This window comes from Corynebacterium silvaticum (assembly GCF_004382825.2).
Lineage (GTDB): Bacteria > Actinomycetota > Actinomycetes > Mycobacteriales > Mycobacteriaceae > Corynebacterium > Corynebacterium silvaticum.
On record NZ_SDQO02000001.1, the window covers coordinates 858,395 to 883,876 of the forward strand.

Here is a 25,482-nt window from a genome sequence, read left to right on the forward strand (position 1 = left end):
CGCCAATTGTCCCCGTCTAGATGCATGGGTTATTAATGGTGGACACCACCGTGCCCCCGAAGGCAACCCCATATAAAACACTCCTTTACAAAAAACGGGAGCAGCATGGCGGTATATATATACCAGTTACTTTAAATCTTAGTTTTTTAACGTAACTCCAATTACATAACCCCTACTACAGCGGACGCACGGTATGAACCGTTCAGACAAAACCTGGAACGATTTTGTCTGAATATGCGGTACGGTAGATCCGACTCTTCATGTGGTAGTTCCCGTAGGAATGATGGAGGCAGCAAGTGCCACTCGAGTATTTTGCGGTAGTTCTCCTTGTGCCAGATCAAGAAACTTCTCTTGCTTATTGACGTTTACCGGAAAACAGCAACCAGAATATTAGCACCTCCAAAGGAATACAGAACACAGAAAGCGTCTCTGGAATTTCTCAGTACCTCGCCAACAAAATCTGCCGTGAATACGGCGCCCGACCTCGTGTGGGGAATCAAAAAAGCCAAGAAAGACCAGGAGGAGCTGCCTCTGACGGCCTAAAAACAGCAAAAAATAGGCTCCTACACCAATAGGAACCTAATTTTCTCTCCTCAAAAAGAATCGCGCATTGCACGCCACTAAGAAGGTGGACCAGAGAAGAAGAATCCGAATGCGATAGTGATAATAATCGCCGGCGCTAGCACCGATAGCAATGCGGCGATATACAAGTCATACTTCTTTGTTTTATATGCAAGATAGCAGTTAAACACAAATAGAAGCTAGAGTTATACAGGTAATAACCACTGTGGGCCACCACAACTGCTTGCCAATAATCCAAAATAGATAACTAACAATAAAGGCAGCAACCATTGCACCCCACCCTAATAAACGGGGGGATTTCATTTGTGCCAAATCGCGATTCACCGACTTATTTAGCCCCATTTTCATGTCCTTCGTCAGAGACGACACTGTTAAAAACCAGAATATCGGCTTTCATTACACATTACGACCATGCCATCTAGGCACAACTACGATAGCTGCTTCAAGGTACGTTCGAGGCCATCCAGAATACTGACCTCTAATCTGACGCGACTTGTTGACAAACTCACGGTCGCAATCACACACCGGACGCTTAATATTCAAGCAATGATCGTGTCCCATACATGCTCGATCCAGTGGATTAATTGGGTCACCAGGACCAAGAGTTGTTCTTACCACAATTCGCTGCAGCCCGTTCTGTATCGAATCGTTGCGAACCATCAGGGCTGGTTACTAGATACTCGTCGAGAGTAGATAACTATTAAAGCTAATAGAACAACTATCACAGCAACCATTGGGTGTGGCAAGACATATCGACCTCCCCCTAGCCCACTCTCCTACTCCTCATCATTAATCCAAGGGCTGGCAGAACAAATAAAATATTGCCAGCAACCATGCAACTTATCATCACGGTTGCGCTTGCATGATCTGCGATGATTCCCAAGAAAAATGCCCCGCACGGGATGAGTGCACGATCTGTTTGGGAAATCCCGCTAAAAAGTCCCCTATGCACGTCTGGTGCTAGTACCAACGTGGCAACTCGGTTTGTTGTTCGATACAGCTGGCCAATAAGCCCAATACTCCCAATGAGCAAAAGGTTAAGCCAAGCGATGTTTCCGGTAGAAAGCGACGTCGCAAGTCCAGCAAGCGGGATGGACAGGAGAACAGCGCTATAAAAAGCCACTATCGCCGCAGGTTTTTTGATCCATCTCTTTATAACTAGCGCACCCAAAACGGCTCCGATGCCAGCAGCTCCCGCCATAAGTGCAACGCCATATTCTGCGTCGTCTGTGAAGGCTGAATGCGCTATAACGGGAAGCATCGCGGTATAAGGGAAAACAAAAAGCATCGGACCTGCGGCTAGGATAAGTTGTGCGCCAAGAGCTGGCTGTTTACGGATTTCTGCCCGAATAATCGCTAGGGTCTTCGTGTTTTTCTGTGGGGAAGCCTGTTTTCCAGATTCTTCGTCCACAGCGATGTCTTTCACTGCGACGTCGGAACTGTGCTTTCGGTTTGTTCCCCAAGCAGACATCTTTATGGCGATGACAGCAGCGATGCCGTACAACACCGCGCTTAGAGCAATGGCGAGAGCGACTCCACCAATCGCCATCAAAAGGCCCGACACTGCTGGTCCGATTGCAAGCGAGAGAGTTAAGACCAGCGACAGCGATGACATATTCGACATAAACGTTGTGTCCTCGCTCAGCTTGGTTAAGACCACATTTCTAATAGCTGGCTCAGCAGACGTTATTAATGCGCGAATAGCCACAACACCGCACACAAGCCACACTATGTGCCCGGTGCTTAAAACCGAGGTGCGCGCCGCTACTAAAATTAGCCCAGCTATGAGTAACGTGGCTGCGCTGCCGATAAAAAGCACAAACGCAAGCAATTGGGTGGGATCTTTCTTATCAGACATGGCTCCTAACTTGGGAGCAGCCAAAATCAGAGGAAATAACCTGGCAAAAGTGATAAGACCGACCAGCGTGGATGACCCTGTGGCATGAAAAACCCACCAGTTGAGTGCTACGAGCTCAGCGGAGCTTGCTACTCGAGAAAGCAATGCTTGGCCTATGAGCAGTCGAACACCATTCGGTTTATCATCTCCACGCATCAATAGTTTACGCATTGTCACGCAGTGGGTTTGTCACATCAATGTATATATCCGTTCCTGTTTTATTCATCCCCATGGATAAAAACCCTTTGCGTCGCATAGCTTCTCGACGCAACCATTGGGCATCGTTCTCCGGAAGCGGGCATGGTAGAGCATCGATAAAGCAGTCTATTTCCGCACGCACTATTTCCCATACGTCATCACTATCAACCTCGTGTAGGTGAGCAATCTCGGTGACAAAGCCATCCAGATTCCCAAAAACAGAGGCATAGAACCCCTTGTTGATGAATTCTTCATAATCATCTGTCAGGGTTATTGCATTGGGTTCAAATGGGTTTTGTTCGCACCATTGATTAAGCCTTGGTAGGTACGCGCGCAATCCAGAGAAATCTCTTAACAAGAGACCTCGATAAACAGGGGCTCCATCCACAAAAGCGATACGAACCATCGTGTTTTGCAAATGCTGTTCTAGGGCAATCCCCCGGAAACACATAAGGCCCAATACTGTGCTCATAAGGTCAAAGGTGTATCTGCGCAGAAAGTCCAAGCCGAGTTCCTGCAGCGGGCTTACCAGTATTCCCTCGTGCCCACGTAAGACACATGCGCTTATCGCGATTTCGCCGTCTTCTAGGTAGTTGGCGGCGTCGTCGCGTAGCAAAATAGATAAGCCACGCCTGGCAGCTTCATCTGTACTTCCAATGCTCCTGGCCAATGTAACTCCTGCTAGCTCAGGGATAACCTTGACGCGTCGAGAAGCACCCATGTTTTCCTGCACATAGGCAACCGCATTTTTCACGAGTTCGGCAACTCGTGGTGTCCCTAGCGCGCTATTTTGTGAAATAGAACGTCGCGTTGATGTGAGTACAACGTCGACCGCACACTTAATAAAAGGCCGTTGCCCTAGTACTGACGGCGCATGCGGGATAGCCGTGCGCAAAGAGATGGTGGGACGCACAGCCAGCGTCACATGGGGAATGATTACTATTAATCCAGCATGAATCTCCTGCTTATACGCCTCTGAGATCACGTGTTCCCATTGCCAAGGATGAACAGGAATGATCTCAAATTCATGCGGATTATGCCCCATCCTGCACAGTTCTTGCACTGCGGCATCAACATGGTTGGCAAAATGACGGGTGAAAAAAGCATGAAACCCCTCTGCTGCAGAAGTCTCCACTAGATCACGACGCACTGCTAATAGCCGTAAATCTACTGTGGAATAGGACTCGGGGCCATAGGCTACGGACTCTTCCGTGGAGAATCCTCGCCGAAGTTTTGCCAACGGATGCACATTGTGTCCGCTAATTCCTAGCGAGTCGGCAGCAACCATTGCCTCGTGTGACGGCAGTTCCTGGAGCATAGTCCATAGACTCCGGCTGTGCCTTCCTATGTGGTGCTCCACGTGAGTCCGAACGAGTGAGAGGTTCTCCGCCGCGTTCCTTATATCTTCTGCTAACGCCGTGAGGTCTTCCGGTGAAAGGCCTTCATCTTTAGCAGCAGCTTTCACGCGGTTGAGTACACGCGTTTCAGCCCATTTCCTGTTCCGCTCAATTTTTCTGCGTAGATATTGCTGCTCCAAAAAGTCTTTGTGTTCCAAGGGGTTGTGAGCAAACACATATTCCTGTTCTGTCACGGCACCGGAAAGACGCATTCCTAGTACTCGCTTAACCGGTAATTCACTGCCTAAAAAGCGCCCATAAACAAGTGACAGGTGCTGGTTCATGGGGGTTTCCATGGATGACTCTGATCCAAACTTAGCCGCACGGCTGCGCCAGTATTCACATGCAAGCAAGTATGCAAGCTTAGTAGAGATGCTTTTTACCTGCTGTTTTTCTAAAGAAAGACAGTCCAGGAGGTTCCGGTACAGATTAGCGACCAGCGGATAGAACACTTTATCCACAAGCCGCAACGCATCCTTTTCACTCAGCGCAGTACCGGCAACCTCATCAATAATGCCGCGTCCCATACTATGCTCGGCTAACGGCCCCTGAGACCACAGTCGGCAGCCTCCCAGATCTCGCACAAATACCTTGTGTGGCATGCCATCTCGCAATACCACAACAACATTTTGTGGGTGTGGCTCAAGCGCGATTCCCCAGCGCCCCAGCAAAGCAGAAGCCGGCACAAACAGCAATCGGCCTAGCGCAGTAAACCATTCCTCAATAAATTCTGTCGTTTCTCCGTAAGAACCGTGGGATAGTTCTTCAACTAACTCTTTGAATACATAGTTGCCGGTCAGTGGGTTTCGCGACATCAGCGTTGCGACGGGCAAAGCCACATCGCCAGAGCGCACATTCCGTGCAGGATCTTCTCGGAGTATCGCCCCCAAGCAATGCGATCGAATTCCGGTGTTTGCGTCCCATCGAACCGCGGCTTTATCTCGCACAAGGTTGAATCCGGGTTCATCTTCTAGAGTGCGAGGAACAAAGCCTGAATCCAGCGCCATAATTGAATCAACCACAGAAGAAATCAGCGGCGCTTTTACCGCACCTTCAGAAATACCTCGGACAGCCCCTGTAAGCTGCACTTCCAATGCGAGTTTGATATGGGCCGACCCTACCCCATCGCTTACGCGCACAGTCCGAACAGACATAAGAGGTTCAGCTGAAATAGTTGTATGGAGTAGACGCACTACACCGTCTGAAATTTCTTGAGAAAATTCTTTCTTAATCACCGATTGCCACTGAAATGGATGAACAGGGATGACTTCTTGGTCTTCTCTCCCCTCCTTTAGAAGCTCAGCTTCTAACATGCGAGAGAACTGTGGAAGTAGGTTAGCTAGTTCCTCGCGCATGCCCACCCCTGTGGCTACAACATATTCTTGAGGAACAGCCACAAACCGTAATTCATACGATTCGATCTGCTCAGGAAGGACGTCCTGCCAGGCTTCTCCTACGCCCAAGGAAGTCTTTGCAGCGGGGTGAGTTGGGTGCCCATCACACACTAATTGTTCACATCTAGCCAATAATGCAGATGAATCAGCCACCGGACATCGCTGTAGCATCGCCGCAACGAGTGTAGAAAAGGGGGTCTGCTCCAGACTGCTACGTGCTTCCGAGGAAAGCTCTTCGTGTTTTTCCTTCCAACGAGAAGAAATCCCAGCTCGAGCCCGTGCAAGCCCCGTTATTCCGTCTTCAATTTCTGCGCATGCCCGATCAAGGTTGGTTGCGTCTACGGCGAGTGCCTCTGATTCTGCCAGGTGGCGTAGCAGTTGTGCAGGAGAATCGCTCTGCAGAGATTGTGTCCTCGAGTCCTCTAGAACGGTCTCGTCACAAAGCAATTTTTCCTGTTGAAGCGCAGTAATCAGTCTCTGACGAATATCCTCCTCGGAGGCCTGGATAAACACAGAGAAATCTTTAAAGTGGCTAATTTTTTCAAATTTACTATTCGACATAGTAGCCAAGGCTACCTTTAGTCACTTGTTAATTCCATAGGCAATGGGAAGCTTTCTTCCAGTTTCTGGATCTGTCACCATAAGCGTCGAGATGTTAAAAGCCTTCTTAATCAGGGATGAATTCAAAGTGGACTCCGTCGGTCCTTGCTCAAGAATTTTTCCTTCCTTCATCACCACAACATGGTCAGAAAACTTAGCCGCATGTGCCATATCGTGGACCACCATCACGACAGTCCGCCCCTGTTTATTCAAAGACGTGACCAGATCCAAGATAGCCAACTGATGTGCAGGATCTAGAAACGTGGTGGGCTCATCAAGCAGCATGATAGAGGTTTCCTGCGCCAGAGTCATCGCAATCCACATGCGTTGTTTTTGTCCCCCAGACAATTCCATTGCAGAATGCCCCAGGAAATCATCAACGCTGGTAAGCCTGGCAGCCTCATCGATAGCTCGCTGATCTGATTCGCTTAAAGAAGCAAAGGCACCTGTATACGGATAACGCCCAAAAGCAATAAGCTCACGCACCGTCATGCCTTCAGGAACGACCGGTTGCTGAGGCAAAAAAGAGACTTGACGTGCAAAATCGCGGGCAGAGAAGGTGTCAAGGCCACGGTCCCCTAATGTGACTTGCCCCTGTTCGCTTTTTAATTGGTTTCCTAGCAGTTTGAGCAGAGTCGATTTACCACAGCCATTAGGGCCAATCAACGCAGTAATTTTCCCAGCGGGAATCGTCACCGAAACGTCTTTTATTATATGTTCTCCGCCATATCCCGCTGATACTCCTCTGCAAGCAAGCTGGGGCTCGTTAATGACGCATGCGTTATCGTTTTTCCGGTCAAACATTATTTCCCCTGAACTCTTGTCACGTTGAGAACCAGATAGATGAAATATGGTGCCCCAGCGATTGCGATGAGCGCTCCCACCGGGATCTCCGTCGGCGCGAAGGCCCATCGCCCCACCGCATCGGCTCCCACAACAATGGCTGCTCCTGCTAAGGCAGCAACTGGCACTTGTCTAGCCAAAGACTGCCCTACAAGTAATTTTGCGGCATGTGGGACGATGAGCCCCACAAAGCCAAGGACCCCTGCAGCCGCTACCGACGCAGCGCCACAGAGCACCGCAATCCCCATAGCTCCCAGGCGTAAAACCCGTACATGTGCTCCGATACTTTTCATTGTGGAATCATCCAGTGCCAAAGCATTGAAATGACGAGCCAGCACCATGACCACGATAAAGCTAGCAATAATAACTGGGGCAACCGTCATGGCATCACTCATCGTGCGCGCATACAAAGATCCTTTTAACCAGGTCATTGCTGCCCCTGCTTCAGGAGCCGCCCTGACTAGAAGCAGCTGCGTTACGGCAGCAAGGCCCACAGAAACCGCAACTCCAGTCAAAGCTAAGCGAGCTGGATCGATACTGGCTTTACCTGCCGCAGCAAAGACAAGGATGGCACCAAACAAAGAACCAAGAAAAGCAATCGGAGTGAGAAAAGCAGCTGGAAGCGTACTAAACCCCAGAAGAGCTAAAACAGCAAGTAATCCCCCACCGGCAGTAATGCCTAAAGTATCGGGTGCTGCAAGAGGATTGCGTAAGCCTGTTTGCAGCAAACACCCTGAGATAGCCATACCAATCCCAGCCAGCATTCCTACAACAACCCGTGGCATCCGGTATTTCCAATAGAGGTCTTCACCGGCAAGAACACCCGTTACAACATCAATAAGTGGTTTTTGCACAGCCCCGATCGCCATTCCGATAATGCACGCAAAAACCAGTAAGGCACTGCACGTAAACACAACAGTGGCAAACTTTTTGTGCGAATACCGTGGATTTTTATGGGAATTTTTCAAGACTAATTCTTTATTTCTTTTCATGGGGTTACCTTGACTTTCCTGTAGATCCCATACGCCGAATACCCCATAGCAGCAGCGGTACACCAGCAATCCCCGTCAGAATACCCACCGGAGTCTCTGCTGGAGCCCATAATTGTTGCCCTATCGTATCCGCCACCAGCAGCACCGTCGCTCCCACGCATGCCGCGGAGATGAGTACAAATCGATGTGTTCTCCCACATACTCGTTGCGCAATCACCGCTGCTAAAAGACCCAAAAAGCCAATTGGTCCAGCTGCGGCCACGCATGTCGCAGTAAGAATCACGGCGGAAACAACAACCCATTTTCTTACCAAAGCTGGGTTTGCCCCGATCGCTCTACTAACAGAATCGCCGGTGCTCAACGCATCCAATGCTCTTCCCGCTGCAAATAGGATTGGTAATAGAACAGCGACCGCTATGATCACGGGGATAAGGTCGGGCAACCGGATGCCACCAAGGCGCCCGTTAAGCCATGCCAGAACCGTGGTCAATTGAGCTTCATCCAAAACTAAGAAGATTGAAGTCATTGCGCTAAACACTGCGGAAACGGCAATTCCTAATAAAACCATTTTTTGGATTGCATTTGTTCCAGACAAATCCGGATTTCTTCCACGCAGGCTAAGCACCAGCGTGATACTAGAGGCCACTGCTGCTCCGGCAAGAGCACCGGGCAGCACATATACGCCGGTAGATGAGCCGGTGATAAAGCTTGATGCCACTGCGCCGAAGGCAGCACCTGCGTTAACTCCCGTGATATGTGGATCAGCAAGAGGGTTCGATGTCGCAGTTCGTAGTAGTACCCCAGCTGTTCCTAGCGCAGCGCCGATAAATAGTGCACTCAATAAGCGATCACGCGTTCCCAACCAGATCTCTTGATACAACCATGGCGCATCTTTTGGGGCCTCGACCTGCAGTAATTTCCACGAAGATAAGGCTCCGATGATAAGAATGCAGGCAAACACGCATATAGCCAAGGAGGCTCCCTTTTTTAGCGAGCCTCCTGTCTGTTTCTTCTGATACGCAAGCACGGCTAGGAATTAATAATCTGATCCAGCATTGCTTCTGCAGCCAATGGGCCGCGCGACCGTGACCACGTATCCTGTTCAACATCCACGATATTATGAACAACCCCAGCATAAGGGCTGGCGCGGAAGCCCTCGATATCGTTATACAAATACATCACGTCAAGCTTCATTTCAGGCAATTTGTCACCAGTCAGTTCTGCTACGTCAGTCTTGGACTCAATCGCAGATTTTTGCCCATCAAAACCATAGTCGTATCCAGCAGCAGTTAAGAGAGATCCGGGGAAGGATTCTTTTACCCATGTATAAAGCGTATTTTTGGACCATCCGATAAGAGCAGTGCGGGTACCGGGTTCCACTTTATTTTTAGCCGCTCCGATTTTAGATTCGATTCGGCTCCGAACTTCTGCGGCTTTGTCCTCTTTTCCTAGCTTTTTCGCAATGCTGTCCATGGAGTCAAGCACATCGATATAGCTCGTGTCCTGGTAAGCCTCAGTGGGAGCAATATTTTTTAGCTGCTCCATAATCCCTGCTTGGCGCGTGGGACTCGCGAGGATAAGGTCAGGTTCGAGGGATTGGATAACTTCTAAATTTGGCTGCTTAGCTTGTCCTACCGATGTGGCGTCTCCCAATTTTCCTTTAAGGGTTTGGGGTTCTTTTGACTTACCTATTTCCACTATTCCCACTGGTTGCACTCCAAGAGCGTAGAGGATTTCCTCATATCGCCAGTCCAGCGCAACGACCCGTTTTTGCGACGTCTTTTGTGCGTCTTGAGAACCTTCTGCGTTGGAATTCGTGCTGTTGGTCGTAGAACATCCTGCCAAGATCAATGCGGCAATAGTCATCATCGCTGCAGCTGCAATAAGTAGGGTATTCCGCCGAGACATACTCAAGAAATTAGGTTTGCTTTGCATATCCTAATACTGCAATGTCTGTGTCCTTTAAGCAAAATTATTTTTCACACTGCCACGAAGAAGCTTTCCTGCCATCCTGAGTGTTCCTGGTGAGAGCCCTTCGTCTCCACCAGGAACACTAAAAACCTCTTATGGCATTCGCTGTGCGCGCATCCACGTAGTAAGCGCGGCACGGGCGTCTTTAGCACTTAGCTGAGGGAGATAACATTGGGAAACAGCCAGGCCGATCGTTGGCAAAGCCAGCTCGTCGTCGTAACACAGATACCAGGCTTGATGCTCCGGATGGAACTTATATTTCGATGCTGCCAAGGACCTAAACCCGTACAACGGCTCAATAGCTTCGCCGGCTTTGTTCAACGTCGCGTCGAGAAGCGTGGGCATTGTTTGACCCGATGGCGGAGCAAGAGGAGCTCCGGAAAGGGAAATCCACGAACAGCCGAGTTCTTTCGCTTTGATCAGCGCTTCGGCCAACAAAAACTCAATGACAGGCCGGAATCCGTTGGCGTCGCGACGCATGAAATCCAAGGTGTAGCCGGCAAGAACGCCATTCTCGCGAACAGGAAGCCAGCTTGTTACTCCGTGCACATGGCCGTTTTCATCGACGGCAACAAGCAACTTGGTCTCAGAATCTTTGAGCTCTTCCAGGGTTCCAAGGGTGAATCCCATCTCAGGCAGGGCTTTTTCCGACACCCATTCCTCAGAAAGCACCACAATCCTGTTTTGCAGCTCGGGTGAGGCCTCCGACCAGGAGGTCCAGACCGTGCTAATCCCCTCTTTGCCAGCTCGATTGCGTGCGGTACGGATATTTTGGAACTTTTTACCTTTAAACTCGGTGTTGGTGGTTTGCAAGACAGATTCCTCTGCAACGTGCAGCTTTCTAAAGCCATCAACCCGGATTTCCTCGGCGAATTCTTCACGAGTGGAATACCAGGCGACCCGCCATCCACGCCCAGACGCGTACGCCTTGAATTCTCGTGCCACAGCCAAGCGGTCTTTCTGTTCCAAGACCACCGGCTCACCCAGCGTCACAGCAACACCTTTTACCAGTCTAAAAGCAACAAAACCGCGTGGAAGCTGTTCAGTGGCTGAGGCATCCTCGGCCACAGCCACATCATCTTGTGTCTGAGGTTCAGCAAACCAGAAGCTATTACCGTCCCACATACTCATCCAAGACAGATGATCGCCAGAGCCCTTGCGTAAGATCTTGCGCGCTGTGCTGATATCCGATGCACCATGGCCGGTCGCGGGGATACTCATAATGAGCCTGTAGAGAGCAAACAGGGCCACCATCCAGAACACCGCGCCCACCCATTGATAGAGAATCCACGCAAGTTGGCTTTCTGGATACAACACGTGCTCCAGTACCAAAGCTAGAGCCGGAGGCAGGTACCTACTGGGTAGTTCATAGAAGGCATAGAGCAGCGAATCCAAAGAACTAAAGCTGTCTGCCAAATAGTAAACGCCAATTACCCATATCAGGGCTGTGATCACGAATGTGGCCAAGATCAACGAAACATTTCGCACGACGTCTTTGCGTTCCACGCTGACAAAGAACAACCGACGGCTAACGCCAAGGGCCAACAACGTAATCAGCCAAGGCAGCATGACCTCAAAGAAGTTGACTGTGAAAATTATTGAATTGCCACGCTCATCGGTAATTGCCATGAGCTGAACTGCAATCGCAAGAATCGACAAGCACTGCAGCACAAGGGAAAGGCCCCACGCTACTCGACGTCCACGAATCAGCCCAATGCAGAAGATCAGCTGTGCGATAACTGGGACCAAATTAGCAAAAATAGCCGCAAAACCTGTTTGACGAACCAACGTCAGTGCGTCTATGCATTCCGGTGATGAGTAGTCAGGTGAACAAATCTCCGCGGCGTCCGCTGAGGAAATTTGCGGCTGCCACACCAAACTAGTCACTGCAGAAAACGGACCATTGGCATGGGGGGTAAACGCAACGACAACAGGACCCAACGCCACGCTCATACAGAGCACTGCTACCAGGATGCGGGATTCCCTCAGTGAGGGGCGTCGAAAAGCTACTTTTATCTTGTGGTACTTTCTTCCCCCGAGCTGAACGGCCCCGACAATAGTGCCGACGACGGTAGCAACCGTTGCTACTGAATCAGTCAAAGTTCCGGAGAACAGCACCAAGGTAAAGGACAAAGAAAACAGCATCAACCGAAGTCGCCGTCGCCACAGCGTAGACATCGAGGAAGACGCGACAGCAGCAGTGCCAAAAATCCACCCCGTGGGGCTCAGTAATGTCTCATTGAGCAGATCATTGCCCCATTGATTAAGCCCTAAAGTCTCAATAAATCGAGCGCTGAGCACGCCTAAAGGAATAGAAATCCCATTCATTACCCCAGCAGCTACCAGGAATCGAATCGACCCAAGAACAATCTCAGCGGGAACAGCTAAAAAGAGAACCCCGAGAGTCGCCAACACTGCGGACTGGTGTGACCCCACGGTAAGACCAGCGGTAAGAAGATGCCAAGATGGCAGTTTCTCCGAGGAGTTCAACCCAAGTACGTCCCGCGGGTGATCAATGCTTGCGTAGAGAATCCATAAAAGAGCAAGCAGCAAAAATGAGATCGGAACTCGCGTGATAATGCTTTTTCCAGAGGAAACTATAGGGAAAAGTATCCGTCGAATCGACGTGATAGGAAGCCACGCAACCCGCGTTGTAGTCAGATAATTACGCACTATCCTCGTGGATAGTTTCGCAGAAGTCGTGCTGAGTTCAGCATTAACCTCACCAGCTTCTTTTGTGTCTTCGTTGGTACGTTCTGTGGTTATACCCGTGATTGATGGCACTAGCTAAGGCCTCCTCGTTGAGCAATCCAATCAAAATGTTGCGCAATGGCATTTCGCCATGTCTTAAAGTCATGGCCGCCTTCCACTGTAAAATACTCCGTCTTCATCCCGGCTTTCATAGCAAGATCGTTAAGATGCATCAGCTCTTTTTGCGCTAGTAGATCTCCTTGACCAGCCACAAAGCACCCGGGGATTCCGTCGTAGCGCTTGGTGGTCAACAGCTGCGCGGGATTCACCGCTTGGAAAGCAGCCTCATTGCCTCCAAAGAATTGTTTAACGGTATCCCCATGGTTACCAACGGTCGGCTCCGCTTGCCCAGACATATTAAGAAATGCACCATAAGAATCCGGGTGATTGGTCATGATCTGCAGGCTGCACGTTCCGCCATAGCTTAATCCGCCAACAGTCCACGTCCGTTGGTCTTCATTGACCCTAAATTTTTGTTTAATCAGTGCTGGCACATCTTTGCTCATATACGTCATCACTTTATGCTGCGGACCATCCACGCAAATAGGATTTCCGGTGAATGTAGCGGTGCCATCGACGCTGATCACAATAGGAGATACGCCCCCATGGGTCTTTTGATAATGATCTGCAACTCTTCCGACTTGCCCCGATTCAAACCAATCTGAAGGCTGACCTGGATTCCCCGCCATCAGAACCAAAACCGGAAGACGTGTCTCTGGCTGAGACCAATACGCCGGAGGAACATAAGCTATGGCGTCTCGCGCCGGGAAACCTGAGCTAGTCCCGGCCAGAGGAACAGTCACGATCGCTCCTGTTTCCCCTGAGCTATCCGACGGCGCCCGCCGCGTGGCGTTGAACTCATCAAAGCTCATTTCTTTTGCCACAGGTTTTGGATTGAGTGAAGCCACATCTGGGTATGTTTGATAATGAATATTTGTCACTCCTACAGCGCACACTGCCGCGATCAGAACAGCTAGAGCTGTAGCGATTCGCGTACCGGAATGCGTAAGGGTGCAGAGAAACACGAAAATAACGAGACCCCAGGCTATGTATACGTTCGTGAGAACAGCGTCTGGGAAAGGCTTCCATACAACTTCAATAAAGTATTTGCTCACGATCACAACGAGAACTGAGGTCACAGCCCATATCATCGAAACGACCAGAATTCGTTTCGATTTAAGGCCTCTCAGGACCACCCAAAGCGCAATAACGCCACACCCATAAATCAACCAGCTCACGGGCGGATCTGTGAGGCTTATGTCTTTAAGAAATTGCATACAGAGATCTCAATCATCCTCAGGCTTAAAGCAAGCCTTATCTAGGCTTTCAGAACGAACTAACACTACACCGCTTTTATTAAATATATGCACCGGAAAACACATGTTCCCACTACATATCCCACGTAATCGAGTGCGCTTATTCACAAATATCAAACTGTGGTGTGAGCGAAAGAGCTTCAACGGACCATTATTTTATAGGCAACACCCCAGTCACCCACTACGATAAGTAAGCGATGTGCGAAAACCAATCTAGCTTCCGAAGCTCACATACCGTGTCTCAGGCCTTTGTCCCGCCGCCCAACGCACCTCCCGTTTCCCAACGAGATACTCCCAAATTTCATAGCAACGAGCACCGTAATCTTTCCGCTCGTGCATTTAAATCAGGGGCATACGATTACCACAAAGCTCGCCCCTCCTACCCTGCCCAAGTTCTTGACCTGTTAGAGGTTTCTGCCAACGCAAAGCTTCTCGACGTAGGCTGCGGTACAGGTAAGCTCACCGAACAGCTTAAAGAGCGCGGTCACCACGTCTTTGCCCTTGATCCCAGCGGAGACATGGTACGAACTCTGCGCAGTCATCTTGAGGTCCCTGCTTGGATTGCTACCGCGGAGCAGACCTCCGCAGCAAGTGGCGCTTTTGATGCAATCACGTGCGCTCAGACGTGGCATTGGCTCGATGCAGCCCTCGCTTCCAAAGAATTCGATAGGGTTACGAGCACATCGGGCCAGGTATTACTTGTTTGGAATACCTTAGATGTCTCTATCCCCTGGGTTCACCGGTTATCCCGCATTATGCACTCTGGAGACACTCTGAAAGAGGGATTCATCCCTACTTTTTACGATCCCTGGTTTATCTCAAAAGAAGTGCGGCTCAGATGGTCTCATCCCATGACCACTACGTCTATTCATCTGCTTACGCATACTCGCTCTTATTGGCTCAGATCTTCAGAAAAAACCCGAGAGAAAGTAACCGCCAATCTTTCCTGGTACCTCAACGAGCATCTTGGGTTTTCAGATACAGATCTCATAGAACTCCCATACCGGTGCGATGCCTTTGTGTTGTCCAAAAAACGTAGGTGACACAAGCGCAGTTTTCCCTATAAATAAAGAAAGTCCAGCACCACGTAGTTCAAGCGTGGTGCTGGACTTTTGCACTAAGCAATGCGTTTTTACGCTGTTTAGAGCAAAATCTGGGCCAAGATCGTACCGACTACGCAGGACGTAATCACGCAGATAAAACCTGGAATGATAAACGAGTGGTTGATCACGAACTTACCGATACGCGTGGTGCCTGTCTTATCAAATCCGATACAAGCGAGATCCGACGGATAGGTGGGCAAGATAAAGTAGCCGTAAGCAGCACCGATAAAACCAATGACAGTTTCCGGGCTCACACCTAGCTTCAAGCCAAGCGGAACAATAGCTACGATTGCCGCGCCTTGAGAGTTGACCAGTTTAGAGACAATCAGCAGAACAACCGCATACGCCCAGGCATGATTTTGTACAACGCCGCTGAGTCCATCAACAAGTTTGTCTAGGTGTGCTTGGAAGAACGTATCGGCCATCCACGCCACGCCAAATACCGAGAAGACTGCAGTCATACCGGCTTTAAATACAGTCGTCGAAGCAACCTTTCCAGCGTCTGCCTTGCAGAACAACATGATGCAGGCGCCCGCAACAAGCATGATCATCTGGATGACCAGGTTCATCGACAGTGCTTTCAAATCACCGTTCTTATCCGGGAAGCTCGGGCGTAGCCACTCAGCAGCTCCCAAAATCACCACAAGAACGATCGCGGCTAGGAAGATGTATGTGGCCCGATAAGCACTTGGCTCAAATTTCTGCCCGATAAGCGAATGTGAATCGCCATACACTGCTTCTTTGAAAGCGGGATCTTTGAGGCGTTCCTGGAACTCCTCGTCCTTGTCCAAGTCCTTGCCACGACGCAAAGACCACAGTGCAGCGACAAGAACACCGCTTAACGACGCAGGTAGCGCAACGGCAAGAATCTGAGGGATGGAAAACGCGGCGCCTGTCACTCCCGCATTTTCAGCGAGAATTGACGCAAGAGACACCATAGCTACAGACACTGGCGATGCAGTGATGCCCATCTGCGCTGCGGTAGAAGAAACCGCCATTGGGCGCTCTGGGCGGATGTTCGTCTTCACTGCGATGTCTTCAATAATCGGGAACATCGTGTACACAACATGTCCCGTTCCGCATAAAACGGTCAGGGTCCACGTGGTGATTGGCGCCAAAATCGTAATGCGCTCAGGATGTTTACGCAAGATTCGCTCAGCAAACTGCATCATTACATCCAGGCCCTTTGCCTGCTGCAACGTCGCTGCACATCCAATCACAGCGATGATCGTCAGCATCACAGATACCGGCGGATCTCCAGGCTTAAGACCAAAGACGAACGTCAGAATAAGAAGACCGATACCTGAAATTAGGCCTAGCCCCATACCACCATACCGTGTTCCCAGCACGAGGCAGGCGAGAATGAGGATTACTTGGATACTAGTGGCAAACCCCGACATCGGATCGAGGATTGTTGCGAGCATGGATGCTCCTTTCAGCGAAGAACAGGCTAGTTTTGTCCCCCAAGGAGACTCTCACTCGTTGTCGATCACAGCTTAAAACGCGTCAGAATACGTCATAAAACCGATAGATAGAGACATATTTCACTCTATTGCGATTTTGCAATACCGCGTCCAAGCACCCGATGCCAGTCATAAAAAAACGCCGCAAGTACCTGCAAAAATATCTACAAAAAGCCATATTTCCAAAAGAAAAAACAGCACGGCATGCTATTTTGACCAATCAAAATTATGCAAATTATTCATCTGGCACATTATCAATACCCCCGCTTTGAGGTATGCAATATTGTGATAGAATAAAAATATGAGGCTATATCTCGCAAGGAGAATATAGCCTCATATTTGAGCTACAGCAGTGTTATTTTTGAGATCGCCTCTCGCGCACCCTAACTGCAATCTTTACCGGAGTTCCCTCAAAACCAAATGACTCTCGGAATTTACGTTCCAGATAACGGCGATAACCGGCATCCAAGAATCCGGTTGTAAACAGCACAATCGTCGGAGGTTGAGTAGTGGCCTGGGTAGCAAACAAGACGCGAGGGACTCGACCACCCTTCATTGGCGGAGGATTCTGCGCAATAGTCGCACGCAACCAGGTGTTGAGCTGGCCGGTACTTACTCGTTTATCCCAGTTTTCAAGAGCCTCAAGCATATAAGGCTCTAGTCTTTGCAAAGCACGACCGGTTTTCGCAGAAATATTAACGCGCTTTACCCATGGGATATGAGCCAGTTGTTGATCGATTTCTCGATCCAACTCCCACCGACGATCCTCGTCCATCAAATCCCATTTATTAAAGACCAGCACTAAAGCTTTGCCAGATTCAAGGATCATTGCCAAAACCCGCTGATCTTGCTCTGATACCGGCTCGGAGGAGTCAATCATGAATACGCAGACCTCTGCAGCATCAATGACGCCACGGGTACGCAACGACGCATAGTACTCATGTCCCTGAGCATTCTTAACTTTTTTGCGGAGACCAGCAGTATCAATAAACTTCCATAGCTTCTGGTCTAACTGCACCAGCGAATCAACGGGGTCCACGGTGGTTCCGGAAACATTGTCTACCACCGAGCGGTCTTCACCAGAGATCTTGTTAAGCAAGGAGGACTTACCAACATTCGGTTTGCCTACCAACGCGACACGACGTGGCCCTTCCACAATCGAAGCCGACCTAGGTTCTTCTGGGAACGCAGCCAGCACTTGTTCTAGGACATCAGCGCCACCACGACCATGCTGCGCGGACACCGGCCATGGGTCTCCTAGGCCCAAAGCATAGAACTCTGCCATATCCGCATACTGGCTATCAGAATCGAATTTATTGGCTACGAGAAGAACCGGAACCTCAGCACGTTGCAGTTTACGAGCCATCACAGAGTCAGTCTCTGTGATGCCAACCTTGGTGTCTACCACCATAATGATGACGTCAGCCGTAGCCATGGCGACTTCGGCCTGTCGAGCGATCGCTCCGTGGATACCTTTTACGTTGGGATCCCACCCGCCGGTGTCCTGAACCCAGAATCGCTGACCTCCCCAGTCCGCCAGGTAGGAGACTCGGTCTCGGGTAACCCCCGGAAAATCCTCGACGACTGCTTCTCGACGTCCCAGGAAGCGGTTGACCAGGGAAGATTTTCCTACGTTCGGGCGTCCGACGATGGCAACAGTACAGAGACAGAGGTTCTCGCGAGTAATACCTTCAGCATCAATGCCAAAGCTCCGCTCGAGTTCTTCCCAGTCTTCCTCATCGTAATCTTCTCCGAAATCAGGCTCGGCAAACTCAGATTCGTCAAAAACGAAGTTTCCTGATTCATCCGTTGAGAATTCAAAGCTGTAGTCGTTTTGATCAAAATCGGAAGCTGCGTAGCCACCACCCGGGACCACTACGTCTTCTTCAGCGAAAACCTCAGCCGCATCCATCTCTCCATGTGGAGTGTGATAGACAAACGTTGTCTCATTATTTTCTTCTTGAGAAATGCGTTTATCGCTCATTGGAATTCCTTTCAGAAGAGCGTTCGATGAGCGTGACTAATGTTTCGATCACTTGCTCAAGGGAAAGTTCAGAAGAGTCTACAATCACTGCGTCGGTAGCCGGTCGAAGAGGATCGACGGCACGGGTTGAATCGATATAATCCCGTTTTTTTACGTCTTCTAAGACATCTTCAAAATTGACTTCGCAGCCGGCGGCTCGATCCTGTTCAAAGCGCCGAGTAGCCCGCACTTCTGGAGAAGCGGTAAGAAAAATCTTTGCGGGTGCATCTACTAAAACATTCGTGCCGATATCGCGCCCATCAAGGATGCAGCGTCGTGCAGCGGAAGCTAAACGACGTTGCAACGCAACCAAATTAGTACGCACGGCAGGATTGGCCGAAACCGCAGAAACATTCCGGGTAACTTCAACGCCACGGATCTCCGAAGCAACGTCCTCCCCATCGAGCATGACGCTGCGCGAGGCAGGGTCATCATTGATCGTCAAAGGAAGTTTTTCAGTCACTTTCGCCACTGCCTCATGATCATTCGGGTCAATCTTCTGACGCAAAACATGCAGCGTGGCCACACGATACATGGCGCCAGTGTCTAAATACTGAGCCCCGAGTCTAGCCGCAATCGCACGGCATACCGTTGATTTTCCGGCGCCGGATGGGCCGTCGATAGCAACGATCAGCCCGTTCTCCGGCATATTAGAAAGCTGTTTATCCATCAAGTTTTACATCCCTACAGCTTTATAAAGGCTCGCAAGCTCGTTACTGTTAAGTGCACGCACTACGCCTGGCGTTTGTTCACCCAATTGAATGGTATGGATCTTGGTTCGCACGAGCCTCTCTACCGGGAAACCAGCTGTTTTTAGCATCCGGCGAACAATATGCTTCCGACCTTCATGTAGCTCGATACGGATAAGGGACTTGCCCTGATGAGTGTCCACGATCTGCACAAAATCAGCCTTTGCGGGGCCGTCGTCTAGCTCAATGCCATCACGCAGTTGCTTTAACAGGCGCTTGTCGGCCTCACCTAGCACGGTAGCCAAATAGGTTTTGGCCACTTCATACTTGGGATGCATCAGGCGGTTAGCCAGTTCTCCGTCATTGGTAAGAAGCAGAAGTCCTTCTGTCGCGGCGTCGAGACGACCCACATGGAACAGGCGCTGACCAGCAGCGATCCTTTCACCCACGATGTCACCAACGCATGGTCGTCCCATGTCGTCGCTCATAGTAGATTGCAAACCGCGTGGCTTATTGAGCACAAAGTACTGCATGTCCTCATTAACGTTGATGCGAACGCCATCAACCCTAATGATGTCCGCATTAGGGTTCACACGAACACCCTGGGTCAACACGATCTTTCCGTTGACCTCAACGCGACCAGAGTCGATGAGGATTTCTGCATGACGGCGCGAAGCTACGCCAGCTTGTGCAAGAACCTTCTGCAGACGAACGCCTTCTCCGGTTGCGCTTCCGGAATCACGTTGCTCAACATTTTGCCGTTTAGCCGGGCGAGCATTGGACAGAAGCATTTCTGAGGGGCGCTCTTTCTTTTGCTTCTGTGGGCGCGCCTTTTTCGTGGTTTCTACCGGTTTATTATTCCGGCGAAAACCATAAGAGTCGTGAGTGTTCTCCCCGGTACGAAAAGTTTCAGAGCCTCGAGTGCGTCCCCCTTGGGCAGCGCGATTGCCGTTTGTTCGGCTGCTTGTTTCTGTGCGCTTGGGGCCTTCGCCACGCCTGCCGCGGTTGTCTTCGCGGCCCCGACGGGCTCTATCCGGTGTGCCATCTCGGCGAGCGGTTCGTGTCACGATACGTCCTATCGTTAGAAATTGTATGCGGTTATAAAGCACTGGCCACCTTAGCCGAATAACTCAAGACTAGCTAATTTTGGCTTTGGCCTGAAGCGCTAAAGAAGCTCATCAATACTGTCTATATCGGGAAGAAGAGGCGCTAATTCTGGTAAGCGGTCCAGGGAATCAATACCTAGAAGCTCTAGGAAGAGCTCCGTTGTCTCATAATGGTGAGCATTACCGGCTTCAGCAGTCTCACCCATATCAACTTCCCTAATAAGCCCGCGTAATTGCAGAGTCCGCATTACGCCGTCCACGTTAACGCCTCGTACTGCCGCTACCTGAGCACGGGTCGCAGGTTGTCGATAAGCTACGACCGCCAGCGTTTCCAGCGCAGCTCGTGACAACCGCGACTGAGTTCCATCCAAGAGAAACTTCTCTACGACTTCCGCGTTTTCCCGAACAGAATATAATCGCCATCCTTCTTCAGACTCACGCAATTCCATTCCGCTGCCCCTATGACGAAATTCTGTAGATATCTCTTGAAGACTCTTCTGCACCATCTCAGAATCAACAGTGAGCGCCCGCGACAGAGCTTCCACGCTCACTGGGGAATCAACGACTAAAAGGATTGATTCGATGCGAGAACGCAGCTGAGGGATTAGCCCAAGTCCTCGGTGCGCTAAAGAAGCAGACGAAGCATCGTCTGTTCCAGTATTTTCCGAATATTCGGTGCTCATATCTGCCTCTTTTAATGGTTCAGTGGATGTCTTTATCAAGCAGGTGTCGCACCTGATCTTTTCTCTCCGCCGAATTAATCTGCCGCTGAATAATCCGACGGGAAAATCATACAAGCACGTGCAACCACCTAAACGTTCTGTTGTGAAAGCTTCGAGCGCAAGTCCGGCAGCCCAAGCGAGGAGACAACCTGGGCAAACTCTTCGGGAGACATTCTTCCTGCACCTTCCGGAAGACATGCCCACAAAGGCACGCCTGTCACGGCGCTCATCTCATCGAGGTTAAGTCGGATAGCTAAATCCGGTTGTGCAGGCAAGCTTCCGCCGATAAGCCCAGCAACATGCAATCCGCGACGTCGCGCTGCTTCAACAGTAAGTTCCGCCATGTTGAGAGATCCCAGACTAAGACTAGTAACTACAATGAGGGGTGCTCCTAATGCCACAGCCACATCGGCCAACGTGAGCTCATCAGCAAGTCGGACCAATAATCCGCCAGCGCCTTCTACGAGGACAAGCCGATGTGGCGCGTCGAGGTCTCTGATCTTGTCCACCAACACATCAAGGCCCAGTTGTTGCATCCCTGCTCGCTTAGCCGCAAGATTGGGCGCCAAAGGCTCTGGATAACGCACGAATTCAATTCCAGCAACACCGGCTAGTTTTTCCACGGTCGTTATGTCTCCGCTTCCCAGAGGTTCGCCGGTCTGAACTGGCTTGACGGGAACCACCTCGAAGCCCAAAGACGCTGCATGCAGGGCAAGAGCCGCAGTCGCGATGGTTTTTCCTACATCGGTATTTGTTCCTGTGATAGCTACGATAGGCATAATGCTCCAATTCTGCGAAAACTAAACGGGCACTTCTAAGCACACAAACGGCACTGTTCAGCACTGACCACGGCTGCAATGGCCTCGCAGATGCTACCGATGTGTTCATCTGTAGATATAAACGGAGGCATCGTATAGACCAGACGCCCGAATGGTCTCAGCCACACTCCTGCAGCGATTGCGGCTTCCGTGGCCAAACGCATATCCACTGGTTCTTTCATCTCCACCACTCCAATTGCGCCTAGTACGCGGACATCGGCAACGGCGGGAGATTCTTTCAGCGGCGAGAGCCCCTTAAGAAGTCCTTGCTCGATCTCTGGGACTCGTTTCCGCCATGTCCCCTCAATCACCAGTTCAAGTGCGGCAGAAGCAACTGAACAAGCCAAAGGATTAGCCATAAAAGTTGGCCCATGCATCAGCGCACCCCCGCCACCTGGCGTGTTAATCGCTGCGGCAATCCGCTCTGTTGTGATCGTTGCTGCCAAGGACATAAAGCCCCCGGTAAGCGCCTTGCCAACGCACAAAATATCCGGGGTAGCGCCCGCACCCGTAGTGGCAAATATTTCCCCAGTCCGACCAAAGCCAGTGGCTATTTCATCGGCGATAAAAACCAGGTCATGCCTATCACAGATATCGCGAATACCTCGGATCAGAGATTCATCGTGGAAGCGCATTCCCCCAGCACCCTGCACTATAGGTTCAATAATAATCCCAGCTGTTGAGCTATTGACATGAGCTTCTAGGGTATCCAGATACTGCTCAACGCTGCTTCTCGACGCCCCACGCGTAGGAGGAGCTGGCGCAAAATCATTGGAAGCGACCCTATCTGCCCACATTGAGTGCATTCCTCCAGTGGGATCACACACGCTCATGGTTGCAAAAGTATCGCCATGGTAACCACCTCGCCAGGTGAGCAAACGATGACGTTCTGGGTGCCCGATACCTCGCTGGTATTGGTACGCCATCTTCATCGCCACTTCTACAGCGACAGACCCTGAGTCTGAAAAGAAGACTTTTTCTAACCCCTTATCTGTAACGCTCACCAGCTTCTGAGCGAGAGCGATTGCAGGCGAATGCGTGAGCCCGCCAAACATCACATGACTCATTGTCTCAATCTGTTGATGTGCCGCTTCCTTGAGCTTTGGGTGTCCATGCCCAAAAGCTGCTGCCCACCAGGAGCTCATGGCGTCGATAAGCGTAGAACCATCGCTTAGCGTGAGATAAACACCTTCTGTGGACGCAACAAGCTGCGGCGCTATAGGGGCTGGCATCGCACTATACGGATGCCAGATACGGTCTTGGTCAAAGTGAACTTGCTGCTCGAATGGATTCACAGTCCCACGTTTCTCGTCTGAATTTAGAGTTTTGAGAACAAAAATTAATTTTTTTGCGTTTAACACCATTTTCTGGGCGTTACACGTCATAATGCATATTATGACTCATCTTGAACAACGTTCAACTGTGCATAAAAGTGACTTTTGGCATCACCCCATCGCGGTCCGCTCGATTATCAGCATCGAAGCCTGGGAACGTTTCAGCTTTTATGGCATGCAGGCCATCCTTGGCTACTACCTGTATTACACGGCCAGTAACGGCGGATTAGGCTTAGCAAAACCCGAGGCTACTGCACTTATCGGACCCTACGGGGCGCTTGTTTATCTGTGCACCTTTGCAGGAGGATGGGTGGGCGACAGAGTCCTAGGTGCAGAAAAACCCTTTTCTTAGGAGCCTCGCTCCTCGTCATCGGGCACCTAATACTATCCCTCATCCACCCCATCCCGGGGCTAGCAACTGGTTTAACACTCATAGCGCTAGGGTCAGGATTTTTAAAAACAGCGGCAATTACCGTTCTTGGGACTGTCTACAGGGAAGACTCCCACAGCGACGCACATCGTGAGACCGGATTTCAATTCTTCTACCTAGGAATTCAAGTAGCGGCGGTAGCAGGACCACTGCTTACAGGGTGGCTAGCGCTCACCTACTCCTTCCACGTAGGTTTCCTAGCTGCAGCTCTCCTGATGATTATCGGCATGGGAGTATATGTGGCTCTACGAAGCCGTGCTCTAGAAGAAATGAGTGAACAGTCCCGACAATGCGTCCAATCTCCAGCGCATCCAGTAAGCAGACGGACAGCACTCACGATCACGTCCGTGGGGATATTGTCCCTCATAGTGGTGGTACTTGCTGTAACCCTGGGGATCTTCACAGCAGCTTCCCTTGCCCATTTCCTCCTCGGCATTACTATCACCGCAGCTGTTTTCCTTATGGTTACTATGTTCCGCTCCCCGCATACCACCCGGCAGGAACGCCACAGCATTCTTAATTACATCCCCATCTTCTGTGCTTCAGTGGCTTTCTGGGCCATTATGAATCAGACATATGGTGTTCTAGCCGTGTACTCCGATGTTCGGCTCAATCGCACAATTGCCGGCTTTGAATTCCCCGCTGCATGGACTCAGTCGCTGAATCCTATCTTCGTTCTTACGCTTTCCATTCCCCTTGCTTACCTGTGGGCAAAGCTTGGATCCCGCGGCCCCACGGCAGCTACCAAAATCTCCATCGGCGTTATCGTCGGAGGTTCCGGTTTCCTCGTGCTCATCCCCTTTGCAGGCAGCGGCCCCAATTCCACGCCGCTTCTCGTGCTTGCTTTAAGCATCCTCATCACCGCAATAGGCGAGTTATTCGCAGGTCCCATCGGAATGGCAGCCACCGCAAAGCACGCACCAGCGGCCTACCGCACCCAGTTTTCTGCGTTGTACTTCCTTACGATGCCCATAGGAACCGCGCTTGCCGGAAGTATCTCCTCCTACTACGACTCGGAATCCGCCTCCGCTGAGAGAATCTATTTCTTTGCGTGCGGGTCCTTGGCAATATGCATCGGGTTATGCACATGGGTAGCAGCACACAAGCTTGCACGAGCTACAGCCCAATAAGATTTTTGTTCGATGTCTTGCGCAACTTTTGAGGAGGTCTGCGCTTACCAATCTTTGGGAAGAAAAATCGTTGAAAGCGCCTGAGCAAACTGCTCCGACCCCAACGAACCAACGCCATCATTGAGGCTTCCCAAAAATGGCACGCCTATTGCACGGGATACTTCCACGAGGGTCAAACGCGTCCGCAGATCAGCCCCCGAAGGCAGTTTCCCGCCCAGCAGGCCCGCGACACGAGCGCCACAAGCACGCGCAAAAGCCACTGCTTGCACGGCAAGCCCCACTGCTCCCGAAGCCATGCCCGAAACCACAATCATGGGGGCATTTAATTCTGCGGCAATATCTGCGATTGTCTTACCGTTGAGCAAAGGGACGCTAAGGCCACCAGAGCCTTCAAGGACCACGGTAACTCCCGTGTCCGAAAGTTCTCGAACCTTTGCCAACGGATCTTCTTCAGAAGAAAAATCTTCGCCGCGGATACCTGTGAGTTTTTCGATTGTGCCGATGTCCGCTCCCGCAACCGACGTTCCTAAGCGAGCGACTTTAACGGGAACAACGTCCTTCCCCTTTTCCCGAAGAATCTGAACGATCGCTGCTGTCGCGGTAGTTTTGCCTACGCCTGTAGCCAATCCAGATACCACAACTACGCTCACGAGTTTTATCCCTCTCGCCGACACTAATAAGCAAACACTCGTTCCCCGATAGTAATCGTTTGTCAGGAACTAG

Annotated in this window: 17 protein-coding genes and 1 pseudogene; 2 read left to right on the plus strand and 16 right to left on the minus strand. The window is 50.6% G+C overall.

The window, feature by feature from the left end:
• Positions 1–1,345: 1,345 nt before the first annotated feature.
• From ET810_RS03970 to ET810_RS04005, 8 genes are all read right to left on the minus strand, one after another.
• Positions 1,346–2,650 carry an MFS transporter gene (locus tag ET810_RS03970; RefSeq protein ID WP_134315891.1) on the minus strand — a complete coding sequence of 435 codons (1,305 nt, stop codon included), beginning with the start codon at positions 2,648–2,650 and terminating at the stop codon, positions 1,346–1,348.
• Positions 2,643–6,029: an IucA/IucC family protein gene (locus ET810_RS03975; RefSeq protein ID WP_087453923.1), complete on the minus strand. Its 3,387-nt coding sequence runs from the start codon at positions 6,027–6,029 to the stop codon at positions 2,643–2,645. Before ET810_RS03975 ends, ET810_RS03970 begins: the two co-directional genes overlap by 8 nt.
• A 21-nt stretch (positions 6,030–6,050) precedes the next feature.
• Complete coding sequence (locus ET810_RS03980) at positions 6,051–6,872, minus strand: ABC transporter ATP-binding protein (protein ID WP_087453922.1); 822 nt, start codon at positions 6,870–6,872, stop codon at positions 6,051–6,053.
• Positions 6,872–7,903 carry a FecCD family ABC transporter permease gene (locus tag ET810_RS03985; protein WP_087453921.1) on the minus strand — a complete coding sequence of 344 codons (1,032 nt, stop codon included), beginning with the start codon at positions 7,901–7,903 and terminating at the stop codon, positions 6,872–6,874. The genes ET810_RS03980 and ET810_RS03985 overlap by 1 nt, the downstream gene beginning before the upstream one ends.
• Before the next feature lie 4 nt (positions 7,904–7,907).
• On the minus strand, positions 7,908–8,876 hold the full coding sequence (locus ET810_RS03990) for a FecCD family ABC transporter permease (RefSeq protein ID WP_087454879.1): 969 nt from the start codon (positions 8,874–8,876) through the stop codon (positions 7,908–7,910).
• Positions 8,877–8,932: 56 nt separating this feature from the next.
• A complete protein-coding gene (locus tag ET810_RS03995; RefSeq protein ID WP_375167321.1) occupies positions 8,933–9,811 on the minus strand; it encodes an ABC transporter substrate-binding protein in 879 nt (292 codons plus the stop codon).
• A gap of 156 nt (positions 9,812–9,967) precedes the next feature.
• Positions 9,968–12,658 (minus strand): bifunctional lysylphosphatidylglycerol flippase/synthetase MprF, encoded by a 2,691-nt coding sequence (locus ET810_RS04000; RefSeq protein ID WP_134315890.1) that lies wholly within the window; start codon positions 12,656–12,658, stop codon positions 9,968–9,970.
• Entirely contained in the window at positions 12,658–13,902 is a 1,245-nt protein-coding gene (locus ET810_RS04005) for an alpha/beta hydrolase (RefSeq protein WP_087453918.1), read from the minus strand. The genes ET810_RS04000 and ET810_RS04005 overlap by 1 nt, the downstream gene beginning before the upstream one ends.
• A 236-nt stretch (positions 13,903–14,138) precedes the next feature.
• Between ET810_RS04005 and ET810_RS04010 the strand changes: the two genes are divergently transcribed.
• Positions 14,139–14,984, plus strand: coding sequence for a class I SAM-dependent methyltransferase (locus ET810_RS04010; RefSeq protein WP_087453917.1), 846 nt, complete (start codon positions 14,139–14,141; stop codon positions 14,982–14,984).
• A 98-nt stretch (positions 14,985–15,082) separates the two neighbouring features.
• On the opposite strand, the gene ET810_RS04015 is transcribed toward ET810_RS04010, so the two are convergent.
• The 7 genes from ET810_RS04015 to ET810_RS04045 all read right to left on the minus strand — a co-directional run bounded on the left by ET810_RS04015 (position 15,083) and on the right by ET810_RS04045 (position 23,160).
• Positions 15,083–16,468: an anaerobic C4-dicarboxylate transporter gene (locus tag ET810_RS04015; protein ID WP_087453916.1), complete on the minus strand. Its 1,386-nt coding sequence runs from the start codon at positions 16,466–16,468 to the stop codon at positions 15,083–15,085.
• A gap of 394 nt (positions 16,469–16,862) precedes the next feature.
• Positions 16,863–18,491 carry a ribosome biogenesis GTPase Der gene (gene der, locus ET810_RS04020; RefSeq protein ID WP_087453915.1) on the minus strand — a complete coding sequence of 543 codons (1,629 nt, stop codon included), beginning with the start codon at positions 18,489–18,491 and terminating at the stop codon, positions 16,863–16,865.
• Positions 18,481–19,200, minus strand: coding sequence for a (d)CMP kinase (gene cmk / locus ET810_RS04025; RefSeq protein ID WP_087453914.1), 720 nt, complete (start codon positions 19,198–19,200; stop codon positions 18,481–18,483). Before cmk ends, der begins: the two co-directional genes overlap by 11 nt.
• Before the next feature lie 6 nt (positions 19,201–19,206).
• Complete coding sequence (locus tag ET810_RS04030; protein WP_375167315.1) at positions 19,207–20,286, minus strand: pseudouridine synthase; 1,080 nt, start codon at positions 20,284–20,286, stop codon at positions 19,207–19,209.
• 98 nt (positions 20,287–20,384) lie between these two features.
• Positions 20,385–21,008 (minus strand): SMC-Scp complex subunit ScpB, encoded by a 624-nt coding sequence (gene scpB, locus ET810_RS04035; protein ID WP_087453911.1) that lies wholly within the window; start codon positions 21,006–21,008, stop codon positions 20,385–20,387.
• Positions 21,009–21,136: 128 nt separating this feature from the next.
• Positions 21,137–21,826, minus strand: coding sequence for a dethiobiotin synthase (gene bioD, locus ET810_RS04040; protein ID WP_087453910.1), 690 nt, complete (start codon positions 21,824–21,826; stop codon positions 21,137–21,139).
• Between the two features lie 35 nt (positions 21,827–21,861).
• Positions 21,862–23,160 carry an adenosylmethionine--8-amino-7-oxononanoate transaminase gene (locus tag ET810_RS04045; protein ID WP_087454878.1) on the minus strand — a complete coding sequence of 433 codons (1,299 nt, stop codon included), beginning with the start codon at positions 23,158–23,160 and terminating at the stop codon, positions 21,862–21,864.
• A gap of 91 nt (positions 23,161–23,251) precedes the next feature.
• Between ET810_RS04045 and ET810_RS04050 the strand changes: the two are divergent.
• A pseudogene (locus ET810_RS04050) lies at positions 23,252–24,759 on the plus strand (peptide MFS transporter).
• 44 nt (positions 24,760–24,803) lie between these two features.
• Here ET810_RS04050 and bioD (ET810_RS04055) read toward each other — a convergent pair.
• A complete protein-coding gene (gene bioD, locus ET810_RS04055; protein WP_087453908.1) occupies positions 24,804–25,409 on the minus strand; it encodes an ATP-dependent dethiobiotin synthetase BioD in 606 nt (201 codons plus the stop codon).
• Positions 25,410–25,482: the final 73 nt, after the last annotated feature.